This window comes from Streptomyces sp. NBC_00029 (assembly GCF_045160505.1).
Lineage (GTDB): Bacteria > Actinomycetota > Actinomycetes > Streptomycetales > Streptomycetaceae > Streptomyces.
Window position 1 is genome coordinate 5,699,594 of the sequence record NZ_CP108292.1, and the last position, 12,868, is coordinate 5,712,461.

The 12,868-nt window shown below is 69.4% G+C and carries 12 protein-coding genes; 8 read left to right on the plus strand and 4 right to left on the minus strand.

Annotation, left to right across the window (positions count from 1 at the left end):
• Positions 1-46: 46 nt before the first annotated feature.
• On the plus strand, positions 47-670 hold the full coding sequence (locus tag OG753_RS26790) for a hypothetical protein (RefSeq protein ID WP_405790433.1): 624 nt from the start codon (positions 47-49) through the stop codon (positions 668-670).
• Positions 671-866: 196 nt separating this feature from the next.
• On the opposite strand, the gene OG753_RS26795 is transcribed toward OG753_RS26790, so the two are convergent.
• The gene (locus OG753_RS26795) at positions 867-2,153 is read right to left on the minus strand and encodes an extracellular solute-binding protein (protein ID WP_327264214.1); all 1,287 of its coding nucleotides are present in this window, start codon (positions 2,151-2,153) and stop codon (positions 867-869) included.
• A gap of 367 nt (positions 2,154-2,520) precedes the next feature.
• On the opposite strand from OG753_RS26795, the gene OG753_RS26800 reads away from it, so the two are divergent.
• Positions 2,521-3,612, plus strand: coding sequence for an IS630 family transposase (locus OG753_RS26800; protein ID WP_405787552.1), 1,092 nt, complete (start codon positions 2,521-2,523; stop codon positions 3,610-3,612).
• 160 nt (positions 3,613-3,772) lie between these two features.
• On the opposite strand, the gene OG753_RS26805 is transcribed toward OG753_RS26800, so the two are convergent.
• Both OG753_RS26805 and OG753_RS26810 read right to left on the minus strand, forming a co-directional pair.
• A complete protein-coding gene (locus tag OG753_RS26805) occupies positions 3,773-4,390 on the minus strand; it encodes an SMI1/KNR4 family protein (protein ID WP_327264215.1) in 618 nt (205 codons plus the stop codon).
• A gap of 59 nt (positions 4,391-4,449) precedes the next feature.
• Positions 4,450-4,824, minus strand: a complete 375-nt coding sequence (locus OG753_RS26810) for a DUF192 domain-containing protein (RefSeq protein WP_327264216.1) — start codon at positions 4,822-4,824, stop codon at positions 4,450-4,452.
• Positions 4,825-4,862: 38 nt separating this feature from the next.
• On the opposite strand from OG753_RS26810, the gene OG753_RS26815 reads away from it, so the two are divergent.
• Positions 4,863-5,618 carry a prepilin peptidase gene (locus tag OG753_RS26815; protein ID WP_405792816.1) on the plus strand — a complete coding sequence of 252 codons (756 nt, stop codon included), beginning with the start codon at positions 4,863-4,865 and terminating at the stop codon, positions 5,616-5,618.
• A gap of 142 nt (positions 5,619-5,760) precedes the next feature.
• Here OG753_RS26815 and mgrA read toward each other — a convergent pair whose 3' ends face one another.
• Complete coding sequence (gene mgrA / locus OG753_RS26820) at positions 5,761-6,798, minus strand: L-glyceraldehyde 3-phosphate reductase (RefSeq protein ID WP_327264217.1); 1,038 nt, start codon at positions 6,796-6,798, stop codon at positions 5,761-5,763.
• 125 nt (positions 6,799-6,923) lie between these two features.
• Between mgrA and OG753_RS26825 the strand changes: the two genes are divergently transcribed.
• The 5 genes from OG753_RS26825 (at position 6,924) to OG753_RS26845 (ending at position 12,860) form a co-directional block, all read left to right on the plus strand.
• Positions 6,924-7,715 carry an isoprenyl transferase gene (locus OG753_RS26825; protein ID WP_327264218.1) on the plus strand — a complete coding sequence of 264 codons (792 nt, stop codon included), beginning with the start codon at positions 6,924-6,926 and terminating at the stop codon, positions 7,713-7,715.
• 302 nt (positions 7,716-8,017) lie between these two features.
• Positions 8,018-9,334: a PhoH family protein gene (locus OG753_RS26830; protein ID WP_327264219.1), complete on the plus strand. Its 1,317-nt coding sequence runs from the start codon at positions 8,018-8,020 to the stop codon at positions 9,332-9,334.
• A 413-nt stretch (positions 9,335-9,747) separates the two neighbouring features.
• Entirely contained in the window at positions 9,748-10,449 is a 702-nt protein-coding gene (locus tag OG753_RS26835; RefSeq protein ID WP_327264220.1) for a transglycosylase SLT domain-containing protein, read from the plus strand.
• Positions 10,450-10,587: 138 nt separating this feature from the next.
• Positions 10,588-11,979: an AI-2E family transporter gene (locus OG753_RS26840; protein WP_405790436.1), complete on the plus strand. Its 1,392-nt coding sequence runs from the start codon at positions 10,588-10,590 to the stop codon at positions 11,977-11,979.
• A 164-nt stretch (positions 11,980-12,143) separates the two neighbouring features.
• A complete protein-coding gene (locus tag OG753_RS26845) occupies positions 12,144-12,860 on the plus strand; it encodes a hypothetical protein (protein WP_405790438.1) in 717 nt (238 codons plus the stop codon).
• Positions 12,861-12,868: the final 8 nt, after the last annotated feature.

Below are 12,868 nucleotides of genomic sequence, written 5' to 3' on the forward strand. Positions count from 1 at the left end.
CGCCCGGTTTCGTTCCGGCCCGCCGGAGGGTCCCGTTGGGCCGGTCATGAAGCGCACCCGCATCGCCGCTCTCGCCCTCGCCACCGCCTCGGCGGCCCTCGCGCCCCTCCTGGGCCAGGCCGCCGCCGCGGAGCCGGCGGTGTACCTCCAGGACCCGGCGGGCGGTGAGAAGACCATGAAGTCGATGTGGACCAAGGACGAGATGCACAAGGTGGAGGGGCAGCTCCGCTTCCACCCGGGGATCCAGTACAAGACGGTCAAGCGCCCCGGCCCGGCGGCCGCGCCGGACTACGAGCGCCGGGCCGCCGACCCCAGGACGCTGGCGTGGCTGCCCTCGTACGAGTTCGCCTGGTCGGTCTCGGACTCGACGGTGGTGAAGAAGGCGGTGACGGTCAAGGAGGGCGCGCACCCGATCGTCGTGCACGCCGTCCTGCGCAGCGCGGACCGGAAGAAGGTCGGGGAGGTGCGCAGGGAGCTGACCGGGAAGCCGGCGACCGGGCGAGAGAAGATCGCGGGCGGGAAGCGGATCGCGTGCGACACCGGCGAGTACACGGTGGAGTGGTCGGTCACGCGCTCGGGCTACGGAACGCTCGGGGGCACACTGCGCTGGAACTCCAGCTGCGAGCAGTACCGGACGGCGTTCGACCCGAACCACGGTCAGCAGCGCTGAGGTTGAGGACGGAGCCGGGGCCCGGGGGCGCAGAGGGCTCCGGACGAGGTCCCGGGGTGGGCGCCGGCCGCCCCGTGCACCTTGTGGGTGCTCGTCGGGCGACTGGGCCGCGGCCTTGGATCAAGTGCCGTAGTGGCCATGGTGCCGCACGGGATGGGGTGCGGCACGGGTCGAAGGTCCCGTGTCGAGGAACTTCTCAGTGCTTCTTCGAGGCCTGGGTGGCCTGGGCGGCGATGTCCTCCAGGACGCGCCTCGGGTCGCCGGCCGGTTCCACGGCGCGCCCGATGTTGCGCTTGATGGTGTCGCTGACCGACAGCCAGGACGGGTCGTTGACCGGGTAGAGCTGGGCGCCGCGCAGCGCGACCAGGAACTGCGTGTCGTTCTTGTCCAGTCCGCCCCCGGCCGGCGTGCGCGAGGCGGTGACCGTCGACGGCAGCAGGTGGTAGCGGTCGGCGAAGTCCGACAGGTTCTTGTCCTGGTAGATGAAGTCCAGGAACTTGCCGATCTCGGTGCGCTTGCCGTTCTGGTTGAAGGCCATCATCCAGTCGGCCACACCGACGGTGGGCGGGATCTCCCCGGTGCCGAGGTTGTCCGAGACGGGCATGGATGTGGTGGCGACGCCGATGCCCTTGGCGCGGGCCTCGTGGGCGAGCGAGGGGTAGCCGTTGACCATGCCGACCTCACCGCGCAGGAAGGCGGCGAAGGCGTCGGCGCGGTTCAGCTGGGACGGCGAGGTCGGACCGGTGAGCCCGGTCGTGACCAGGTGCTCCTTGACCCAGCCCCAGGTGTCCACGTTCTGGTCGGAGGCCAGGCTGTAGTTGCCGGCGCTGTCGGCGTAGCCGCCGCCGTTGCTCAGCTCCCAGATCAGCGCCTCGGCGTGGGCCTCCTCCGGGCCGAGCGGCAGGGCGTACGGGAACTTCACGCCCTTGCTCTTGAGCGCCTTGGCGGCGGTCTCGAGGTCGGACCAGGTCTTGGGCGCCTCCTTGATGCCTGCCTTGGCGAAGAGCGCCTCGTTGTAGAAGAGGAGGCGGCTGCTCGCCACGAAGGGCAGGCCGTAGAGGGTGTTGTCGACGGAGCCCGCGTCGGCGAGCGGCTGGAGGAAATTCGCCTCGGCGGTGACCGAGAGGAGTTCGTCCGCCGGATAGAGCTTTCCCTGCGCGGCGAAGTCCGAGTACGAGCCCATGAGAGCTACATCCGGGGCCTTGCCGGCCTTGACCATACGGGAGACCTCGCGGTCGATGTCGGCCCACGGCAGGAGCTTGACGTCGAGCTTGATTCCGGGGTTCTCCTTGGCGAAATCGGTCGCCATCTTGTCCCAGTAGGGCTTGGAGCTGGTGGCCGGGCTGTCGCCGTATTCGGCGGCGACCAGGTGCACCGTACCGCTGCCACCTGCGCTGTCGCCGGAGCCACCACATCCGGCCAGAGGTATCAGCAGACCGAGCACGGCCGTGGTGGCGGTCGTGCCGAAAATTCTTCGTCGCACGGGTGTATTCCCCTGATTTTCTTTTGGATCCCGTTATTACTTATGAGTTGCTCCGGGCGGTGGTGTCCCTCGATGGCCCGTTGGCCGGAATTCTCTCCTGAGGGAGGGGTGATTGATTGCATTGGGGCCGCACTTGTGGTCAATGCTCCAAGCGGGGCTTTTCGGAATTGTATTTTCCGATATGTGATCCAAATAGTGGACGCGCGTAGACATGCCGAACAGCCCGCTTCCGGTGCCGGAGCGGGCTGTTCGGGTGTGAGTGTGAGTGTGAGGGTGCGCGCGGGCGCGAGTGCGGGCGCGCCTGTGAGCCGGCCGGTGAGACGCGCCGGCCTAGTGACCTGAGTCTGAGGTTTGTCGTTAGTTCGGTATGAGTCGTCCGGGTCCGAAGATTCCGCCGTTGTCGGTCACTGACGCCCAGCGTGCTGTGCTGGAGGGCTGGTTACGTCGTCGCACGACGGCCCAGGCGTTGGCTCAGCGGTCGCGGATCGTGTTGGAGTGCGCGGAGGGGCACTCGGTCATGGAAGTGTCGCGGCGGCTGCGGATCGCTCCGGACACGGTCCGCACCTGGCGGCGGCGCTTCCTCGAGCACGGCCTGGACGGGCTGGGCGACGAGCCGCGGCCGGGTGTCCCGCGGAAGATCACCGATGCGGATGTCGAGCGGGTGATCGTCAAAACCCTGGAAGAGACGCCGAAGAACGCGACGCACTGGTCGACCAGGTCGATGGCCGCGGCCACGGGCATGTCGCAGTCGACGGTCTCCAGGATCTGGCGGGCGTTCGCACTGGCACCGCACCGGACACAGACGTTCAAGCTGTCGACGGATCCGCTGTTCATCGACAAGGTCCGTGACGTCGTCGGCCTCTATCTCGACCCGCCGGAGAAGGCTCTGGTCCTCTGCGTGGACGAGAAGTCGCAGATCCAGGCCCTGGACCGGTCCCAGCCGGTCCTGCCGATGATGCCCGGTGTTCCAGAGCGTCGCAGCCACGACTACATCCGCGCCGGCACCACCACCCTCTTCGCTGCCCTCGAAGTCGCCAGCGGCAAGGTCATCGGCTCGCTCCACCGCCGCCACCGGGCCGCCGAGTTCAAGAAGTTCCTGGCCAAGCTCGACAAGGAGGTCCCGGCCGGTCTCCAGGTCCATCTGATCCTCGACAACTACGCGACCCACAAGACGCCGGACGTGAAGAAGTGGCTGCTGGCGCACCCTCGCTTCCACCTGCACTTCACGCCGACCAGTGCGTCCTGGCTGAACCTGGTCGAGCGGTGGTTTGCCGAACTCACGCAGAAGAAGCTCAAGCGGGGAGTCCACCGCTCCGTCCAGGCCCTCGAACGCGATATCCGGGCCTGGCTGACCGACTGGAACGACCAGCCCAAGCCCTTCGTCTGGACGAAGACGGCAGACGAGATCCTCGACAAAGTCGCCGCCTACTGCCACCGAATCTCTGACTCAGGTCACTAGGTCGTCTCTTTCGGATCTTGTCGGGCCCGCGCTGCCCGGCACCGCACCTCGCTGCGTTGTCGGGGCTCCCGAGTACGTCCAGTGCAAGGGAGCTCCTCCGCCTTGCGATGCACGGCACCGGACAACGCGGGCACGGCCGACAAGATCCGAAAGAGGCGACCTAGTCGGCGAACTCGCCGGCGTACGGGTCGGGCTCGCCCGTCTCCGGGTTGCGGCCCTCCTGCCAGCGCCGCTGGGCCTTGCGCCAGTGCACGAAGCTGAGGTGGCCGCCGTCCCAGAAGGTGATGCTGACGGGGCTCACGTCGAACTCGTCGGAGCAGAGCCGGTAGAGGAATTCCGCCATGCCGTACGGGTACACGGCGAAGGAGTCGGCGGTGTGCCGCCCGCAGACCAGGACCGGCCACTGGTCGGGGTCGGGGTCGGAGGTGAGCCAGCACAGGATGTCCGACCCGCCGGTGACGCCCCAGGCGATGATCGACTCCGGGTCCACGTCGAAGGCCGAGCGGCCGCCCTCCGCCTCCCAGGTCTGCCTGGCGTTGTCGGTCTCCTCGGCCATCCCGGCCGGGTCCCACTGGAGTCCGGGCTTGGCCAGCGGCAGCAGGATGCTCGCCTCGCCGTTGATGGAGCCCGCGCCGAAGCGGCCCATGAAGGCGACGAAGTCGGCCGGGAACCGGGTCCCCCAGAGGGCCTCCACGGCCGGCCAGTCGATGTCCTCGTCGGCGCCGTGCGTCGCCGGCATGATCTGCTCCAGCGCCTTGATCCGCGCGTTCTCCGTCATGCCGCTCCCCTGACGCCCCAGCTCAACCGCACCAACCTACTGCCCGCGAGGAGCCTCGCCTAGCTGGGCGTGAGACGCCCGGGTACGTCCACCTTGAGGAGGGTTCCGGCCCGCAGCCCCCAGCCGGCCATGGCGCCCGCCGCAGACTCCAGGACGTGCCGGGAACGCAGCCGGGGCAGCCCGAGGCGGCCCGGTGCCATCGTGACCACGGCGAGCACGCCGAGCTCGCGGTCCAGGTACGCCACGTCGATCGCGAACCGCATCCGGAAGGTGTGCACGCTCGCCGCGGGGGTCAGCAGCATCGCGCCGTCGATCCCGTCCCGCCCGAGCAGCCCGCGGGTCCGTGCCCCGTACGAGGCGGCGATCTCGAGCGGGACACCCGTGGGGTCCGCGCCGACCCGCAGCACCGCGCGGCCGTCATGCCAGTGCGCCATGGCGGCCACCTTAGGGCGTGTCCTACGGTCGCCGGATGATGGGTGCGCTCGTGATCGTTCTCGCCGCCGGGTACGGCGTGGCCGCCGGGCTCCTGCTGCCACGGCCCGCCTACCGCCTCTCCGTGGAGCCGGGGGACCCCTGGCAGGGCCACTGCCCGCAGGGGCACCGGCTCGCGGGACGGCTGGGGGGCTGGCTCGGCCCGGCCCGCTGCCGGCCGCGGACGGAGCCGAGGCCCGCGCCCCCGCACGCGTACGGGCGGCGGGCCGCGCCCCTGGCCGCGCTCACCGCAGGGGTGTGCGCCCTGCTCGCGGCGGCCGTCGGGGCGCGCCCCGAGCTGGTCGCCTACGTGGGCCTCGCGCCGCTGCTCGTGCTGCTCGCCCTCGTCGACCGCACCGTGCACCGGCTGCCCGACGTACTGACCCTGCCGCTCGCTGCTGCTGTCGCCGCGCTGCTCGGGGCGGCCGCCCTCGCGCCGGGCTCCGCCGGGTCCTGGCGGCTCGCGCTGCTGGGCGGCGGCGCGCTCGGAGCGGCGTACCTGCTGCTCCATCTGATCAACCCGGCGGGCATGGGTTTCGGCGACGTCAAGCTGGCGCTCTCGCTGGGGGTCGCTCTTGGGTGGTACGGGTGGGGGGTATGGTCCGCCGGGGCCCTCCTCGGCCTCCTCTACGGGGCCCTCTATGGGCTCCACCTGGTGCTGCGCGGCCCCGAAATGCGCCATCAGGGCTATGCGTTCGGCCCCTTCATGGCCGCCGGAGCACTCACCGGAGTGCTGCTGGGCGGTTTCGGAGCGTAATCATCCTGCGCCAATGCACGCAGCATGCTTTACGAAGGGTTATGGTGGAACCCCCCCCTCGGGCCGGTCCGTATCCCCCCCACGGACCGGCCCGTTTTTTGTTTTCCGGCTTCTCGACCGTGCTGGGCGATAAATGCGCAGCTCAGCCGCGTTGGGCCCAGATGTTGGTGCCGGGGGTGGAGACGGCCAGCGAGTCGATCTCCTTCAACTCGGCCTCGGAGAGCGGCGCGGACGCCAGCGCGGCCACGTTCTCCTCCAGTTGCGGCACGCTCGAAGCGCCGATCAGCGCCGATGTCATCCGGTCGTCCCGGAGCACCCACTTGAGCGCCAGCTGGGCGAGGGACTGTCCGCGGCGGGCCGCGATCTCGTTCAGCCCGGTGAGCCGGCGGAGCACCTCCTCCGAGAGTAGATCCGGGTTCAGGGACTTGCCCTGGGCGGCGCGCGAGTCCGCCGGGATCCCCTTCAGGTACTTGCCGGTGAGCATGCCCTGCGCGAGCGGCGCGAAGGAGATGCACCCCATGCCGGCGTCCTCCAGGGTGTCCAGCAGCCCGTCCTCCTCCGTCCAGCGGTTGATCATGGAGTACGAGGGCTGGTGGATGAGCGGGCGCACGCCCATCCCGCGCAGGATCCGCACGGCCTCGGCCGTCTGCTCCGCCGTGTAGGAGGAGACGCCCACGTAGAGGGCCTTGCCCTGCTGGACCGCGGACGCGAGGGCGCCCATGGTCTCCTCCAGCGGGGTCTCCGGGTCGAAGCGGTGCGAGTAGAAGATGTCGACGTAGTCCACACCCATCCGCGCCAGCGAGGCGTCGAGTGAGCTGAGCAGGTACTTGCGGCTGCCCCACTCGCCGTAGGGGCCCGGGTGCATCAGGTAGCCGGCCTTGGTCGAGAGGATCAGCTCGTCGCGGTGGGACGCGAAGTCCTGCGCGAAGATCTTGCCGAAGTTCAGCTCGGCCGAGCCGGGGGGCGGACCGTAGTTGTTCGCCAGGTCGAAGTGGGTGATGCCGAGGTCGAAGGCCCGGCGGAGGATCGCCCGCTGGGACTCCAGCGTTCTGTCGTCGCCGAAGTTGTGCCAGAGGCCGAGGGAGACGGCGGGGAGCTTGAGGCCACTGTGGCCGGTGCGCCGGTACTCCATGGAGTCGTAGCGTGAGGGCTCTGCCCGATAGGGATTGGTATCAGTCACGTTGTCCTCCCTATCACGGAGTTGTGACGCACCGAGTTGGGTACCCCATCCCACCGCGCAGTAATGTGGCGCACTCGGGGGACCGCAATTCGCACGGGGGCATTGCACGGAGGGGCTGGAAGATCGTGAAGCTGCGCGACCTGGTGTACAGGCTTTACGCACGCCGGGTGGAAGGCCGCCTCGACCATGATGCGGCGCCCAAGCACATCGGCGTCATCCTGGACGGCAACCGCCGCTGGGCGAAGGCGTCCGGAGGGACGACGGAGCAGGGCCACCAGGCCGGGGCCGACAAGATCTCCGAGATGCTGGGCTGGTGCACCGAGACGGACGTCGAGGTCGTCACCCTGTGGATGCTCTCCACGGACAACCTGGACCGCCCCGAGGTCGAGCTCCGTCCGCTGCTCAACATCATCGAGAACACGGTGCGGGGCCTCGCCGCGGACGGCCGCTGGCGCGTCCACCACGTCGGCAACCTCGACATCCTGCCCGCCCGGACGCAGACCGTGCTCAAGGAGGCCGAGCAGGCCACCCACGATGCTGGGGGCCCCTCCCGTACCGGAGGCAACGGGCGAGGGATACTCGTCAACGTCGCCGTCGGCTACGGCGGCCGCCAGGAGATCGCCGACGCGGTCCGCTCGCTGCTCCTGGAGCACTCGCGCAAGGGCACCTCGTTCGAGGAGCTCGCCGAGATCCTCGACATCGACCACATCGCCGAGCACCTCTACACGCGCGGCCAGCCCGACCCGGACCTCGTCATCCGCACCAGCGGCGAGCAGCGGCTGTCCGGATTCATGTTGTGGCAGAGCGCGCACAGCGAGTACTACTTCTGCGACGTGTTCTGGCCCGCCTTCCGCAAGGTCGACTTCCTGCGTGCCCTGCGCGACTACGCGGCCCGCCACCGGCGCTACGGCACCTGAGTCCCGTAGGTCCCGGCACCCCCTCCCCTCGAAGCCTTCACCAGGGATTCACCGAGCGTCCGTCATATGCCATGGCATGGCCTGGCCTGTTCGGGGAATATCCCTTTCAGGTCGATGCCCGATCCACGGGTGTCGAGTCTCAGCGGACGGCATGGGGTCGTCCGCCCGGGAGGCCCTTTGCACCAGGACGCACGTGCGGTTCGCACGGACGGAGTGGAGGGCCGGAAATCGGCCCTGGCATGGGTGCCGATGACCGGTCCGGTCTTCATGGCCCGACCTCTTCCGAGGGGGTACGTCCTTCCGTGGTGACCAGCACTAAGAGCCGCCTGCCCGACAGGCGGACCTACGTCCTCGACACCAGCGTCCTGCTGGCAGACCCCAACGCGATCTCCCGCTTCGACGAGCACGAGGTCGTGCTCCCGATCGTGGTGATCACCGAGCTGGAGGCAAAGAGGCACCATCCCGAACTCGGCTACTTCGCGCGCCAGGCCCTGCGCCTGCTCGACGACTTCCGGGTTCGAAACGGTCGCCTGGACGCCCCCATCCCGCTGGGCGATATCGGTGGCACCCTGCGTGTCGAGCTCAACCACTCCGACCCGAGCGTCCTGCCCGCCGGCTTCCGGTTGGGGGACAACGACTCGCGGATCCTCGCGGTCGCCCGCAACCTGCAGGCCGAGGGCTACGACGTCACGGTGGTGTCGAAGGATCTCCCACTGCGCATCAAGGCCTCCTCCGTGGGGCTGATCGCCGAGGAGTACCGCGCCGAGCTCGCGATCACCGATGCCGGCTGGACCGGTATGAGCGAGATCGGCCTCTCCGGGGAGCAGGTGGACCTCCTCTTCTCGGAGGACCGCCTCTACGTGCCGGAGGCCGCGGAACTGCCCGTGCACACCGGACTGGTCCTGCAGTCCGAACGCGGCAAGGCGCTGGGCCGGGTCACGGCGGACGGCAACGTGAAGCTCGTACGCGGTGACCGCGAGGCCTTCGGGCTGCACGGCCGCAGCGCCGAGCAGCGCATCGCGCTGGACCTCCTCCTCGATCCCGAGATCGGGATCATCTCGATGGGCGGCCGGGCCGGCACCGGAAAATCGGCGCTCGCGCTCTGCGCGGGGCTGGAGGCGGTGCTGGAGCGGAGGCAGCATCAGAAGGTGATGGTCTTCCGGCCGCTGTACGCGGTGGGCGGTCAGGACCTCGGCTATCTGCCCGGAGACGCCTCCGAGAAGATGAGCCCCTGGGCGCAGGCGGTCTTCGACACCCTCTCGGCGGTCGCCGGGCGCGAGGTCATCGAGGAGGTGCTGAACCGCGGGATGCTGGAGGTCCTGCCGCTCACGCACATCCGCGGCCGCTCGCTGCACGACGCCTTCGTGATCGTGGACGAGGCGCAGTCGCTGGAGCGCAATGTCCTGCTGACCGTTCTGTCCCGTATCGGGGCCAATTCGCGGGTCGTTCTGACCCACGATGTCGCCCAGCGGGACAATCTGCGGGTCGGCCGGTACGACGGAGTGGTCGCCGTGGTCGAGAAGTTGAAGGGCCACCCGCTCTTCGCCCACATCACGCTGACGCGTTCCGAGCGGTCCCCGATCGCCGCTCTGGTCACCGAGATGCTCGAGAACCTCTGAGGTCGAATCGGTCAAAAACCTCATAGCGGGAAGGTGAGTTGACGCCGCCCGGCAAAGGCCGCAGAGCCTAGCCGGGCGGCGTCCTGCTGCACAGGTGTTTGTTCAAATCAGTGGCGACATGCCAGGTGTGACCTTTCACACGCAACGGAGAATTGCCTTGCGGTGTCGCGTTCCGGCAGAGTCTGGTTTCCGTCAGGCCCCGCATACGGCATATCTGTATCTCTCGTGAGGTACGCGCAGCACCACAACTCCACAGTCGATCGCCGTATGCCGCCCGGAGCTTCACGCGGCAGCCCCCGCAAGGGAGTTGCCCACGGGCCCGCGCCTCCAGTGACCGTAGAACCACGGAGGCCAGTGTCGAGGGCACTATTGCGGCCGCGCGGTCACTGCGGACGCTGCTGGAAGGACACCGTGTGAGCCGGATCTCGGTCCGGGGGTTCGCCGTGGCTTCGGCCACCGCGGTCACCACCGTCGGCGCAGTCGTGGGCGTTGCCACCGGCGACCCCACGAACGATCTCGAGACGACCGCGTCCGGCGCGACTCTCCTTGCCGACATCCCGGTCGGCGACCAGGCGCAGGTCCAGAGCGCGTCCCTGACGCAGCAGGCCGAAGCCATCGCCCACTCCGCCGATGCCGACGCCAAGCGTTCCATCGAGGAGGCGGCCCGCGTCCAGGCCGCCGAGGACGCCAAGTCCAAGAAGGCGGAGGCCGAGAAGGAGAAGGCCGAGGCCGACGCCAAGGCGAAGAGGGAACGCGAGGAGAAGGAGCAGGCCGCCAGCCGCTCCGCCCGTGACGCCGGGGACTTCGCGCTCCAGAGCTCCTACACGGTCGCGCAGGTCAAGGCCATCGCTCAGCAGATGGTCCCGGCCGGCCAGTTCCAGTGCTTCTCGAACATCATCAACCAGGAATCCACCTGGAACTACCTGGCCGTGAACAAGTCCTCGGGCGCGTACGGTCTGGTCCAGGCACTCCCCGGTTCGAAGATGGCCTCGGCCGGCGCGGACTGGCGCACCAACCCCGCCACGCAGATCAAGTGGGGCCTGAACTACATGGAAGACCGCTACGGCAGCCCCTGCGCCGCCTGGAGCTTCCACCAGAACAACGGCTGGTACTGACGGACCGCGGCAGCGGGCTGCGCTGCCGTACCGCTGCTCAACCCGGGGGAGCCCCGCACCGTCCTACGGTGCGGGGCTCCTCGCGTGTACGGTCTTCGAGGTGAGCCCGCAGACCGGGGGCGGGGGAAGGAAAGCGACATGGCGAACAGGGAAGGCTGGCTCGGCCGGCTCGGGAACAGGCTGAACCGGATGGAGGCGCGGCTCAACGAGCGGCGCGCCGAGGTCGAGGCCGAGACCAGTGGCGACCTGTCGGGCCGCACCGGGCCCGCGGGAGCACCGGCGGCGACCGAGGCGCCGGCCGCGGTGCTGACCGTCCCCGCGCCGCCCGTCGTACCGCCCGCGATCCCCGCGCCCCACCCCGTCAAGCCGGCCGTGCCCACGCGCCCCGACCCGGCGAGCGTCGTCCCCTGGGGGATGCGCGTCGCCGCCGAGGCCAGCTGGCGGCTGCTGCTGCTCGCCGGGATGCTCTGGGTGCTGATGAAGGTGATCAGCGAAGTCCGCCTGGTGGTCCTCGCCTTCGCCGCCGCCATGCTCGTCACCGCGATGCTCCAGCCCTTCGTGGTCCGGCTGCGCCGGCTGGGCCTGCCGCGCGGTCTGGCCACGGCCGTCACGGCGATCCTCGGCTTCGTCGTCATCGGGCTCGTCGGCTGGTTCGTGGTCTGGCAGGTCATGGAGAACCTCGACGACCTCTCCGACCGGGTCCGCGACGGCATCAACGAACTCAAGCTCTGGGCACTGGACAGTCCGTTCCACGTGACCGAGAAGCAGATCAACGACATCGCGAAGAACCTCAGCGAGACCATCGGCACCAACACCGAGCAGATCACCTCCGCCGGACTGCAGGGCGTGACGGTGCTCGTCGAGGTCCTGACGGGCATTCTGCTCGCGATGTTCTCCACGCTCTTCCTGCTCTACGACGGCAAGCGCATCTGGAACTGGGCGCTGGGCCTGGTCCCGGCCGCCGCCCGGGCGGGTGTCGCCGGCGCCGGTCCGCGCGCCTGGCGCACGCTGACCGCGTACGTGCGCGGCACGGTCATCGTCGCCCTCATCGACGCCATCTTCATCGGCCTCGGCATCTACTTCCTGGACGTGCCGATGGCGGTGCCGCTGGCCGTCTTCATCTTCCTGTTCGCCTTCATCCCGCTGGTCGGCGCCGTGGTGTCGGGAGCCCTCGCGGTGGTCGTGGCACTCGTGACGCAGGGCGTGTTCACCGCCCTGATGGTGCTGCTGGTGGTGCTGGCGGTGCAGCAGATCGAGGGCCACGTGCTCCAGCCCTTCATCCTGGGCAGGGCGGTACGGGTGCACCCGCTCGCGGTGGTGCTCTCGGTGGCCGCCGGCGGGATGATCGCGGGCATCGGCGGCGCCGTCGTCGCCGTACCGCTGGTGGCCGTCACCAACACGGTGGTGGGATATCTGAAGGCGTACTCGCGCGACCAGCACCACCTCGGAGCCGGAATGATCGGCCCGGCCCCGCACGGCTCGACTGCCCTGAACGCGGTACCCGACCGCGAGGGCACCACCACGTTCTAGCCGGTGTCCTGGGCGCACCTGCCGTGCTCCTGCCGTGCTGTGGGCAGGTGAGCCCGCACACCCCTCAGCGGAACCGAATATTCCGTCGATCAGGGCTGCAATGATCGAATGGATGCGCGTCCTGGTGACTGCGCTGCGGAAACAGGGACCACTGGGGGACAGGCATGATCACCGATCCGGAGCTCGACGAGGAGTGGAAGACCGAGTCGTTGGAGCCGGCGCGGTCGGGCCGGCCGGCGGAGCAACCCGCCGCGCGCGAGCGGGCGGCGGCAGGCGCGGGCCCGCGTCCGTGGCTGTGGGCGCTGGGCGGCGCCCTGGTCGCATCGGCGGTCTGGGCCGGCGGGCTGTACGCCTCGGGGGACCTGACGGCCGGGCCCGAGATCTCCTACCGGGCGCCTGAGAACCTGTGCGAGGACTTCCGGGCCCAGGCGCTGAGCGGGATCACCGGGGACATGCACAAGCAGAGGCCGGTGAACCACGAGAGCGACCACCCGGCCGTGTACACGGCACGGTGTGTCCTGGAGAACGCCGGGCAGGACGGGGTGGCGACGGACTTCCTCGTGGAGGCACGGGTCGAGCTGCACAAGAAGACCGATCCCTCGGGCGAGTTCGACGTCCCGGTGCCCGGCAACATCGCCTGGGCGGGTGCCGGGCGCACCGCGGCGGTGCCGGACCTCGGGGAGCGCGCCGTGATGACCGTGATGCCGACCGACACCTCGCTGAACCTCAGAGTGCTGGACGGCGGCGTGGTGTTCACCCTGGAAGTGGGCGCCTACACCCTCGGGGAGAAGAACGGCCGACCGGCTACTGACGCCGACGCGGTCCAGGCGGCGATGATCGAGGACATGCGCGCGCTGATCGCAGCGCTCAAGGAGCAGTAGGGGGGGGC

What these genes read in the sequence shown, in the direction of transcription:
- OG753_RS26790 (WP_405790433.1), top strand. Translation starts at nt 47, where the DNA reads ATGAAGCGCACCCGCATCGCCGCTCTCGCCCTCGCCACCGCCTCGGCG.
- OG753_RS26810 (WP_327264216.1), bottom strand. Translation starts at nt 4,824, where the DNA reads ATGGCGCACTGGCATGACGGCCGCGCGGTGCTGCGGGTCGGCGCGGAC.
- OG753_RS26815 (WP_405792816.1), top strand. Translation starts at nt 4,863, where the DNA reads ATGGGTGCGCTCGTGATCGTTCTCGCCGCCGGGTACGGCGTGGCCGCC.
- OG753_RS26805 (WP_327264215.1), bottom strand. Translation starts at nt 4,390, where the DNA reads ATGACGGAGAACGCGCGGATCAAGGCGCTGGAGCAGATCATGCCGGCG.
- OG753_RS26800 (WP_405787552.1), top strand. Translation starts at nt 2,521, where the DNA reads ATGAGTCGTCCGGGTCCGAAGATTCCGCCGTTGTCGGTCACTGACGCC.
- OG753_RS26845 (WP_405790438.1), top strand. Translation starts at nt 12,144, where the DNA reads ATGATCACCGATCCGGAGCTCGACGAGGAGTGGAAGACCGAGTCGTTG.
- OG753_RS26840 (WP_405790436.1), top strand. Translation starts at nt 10,588, where the DNA reads ATGGCGAACAGGGAAGGCTGGCTCGGCCGGCTCGGGAACAGGCTGAAC.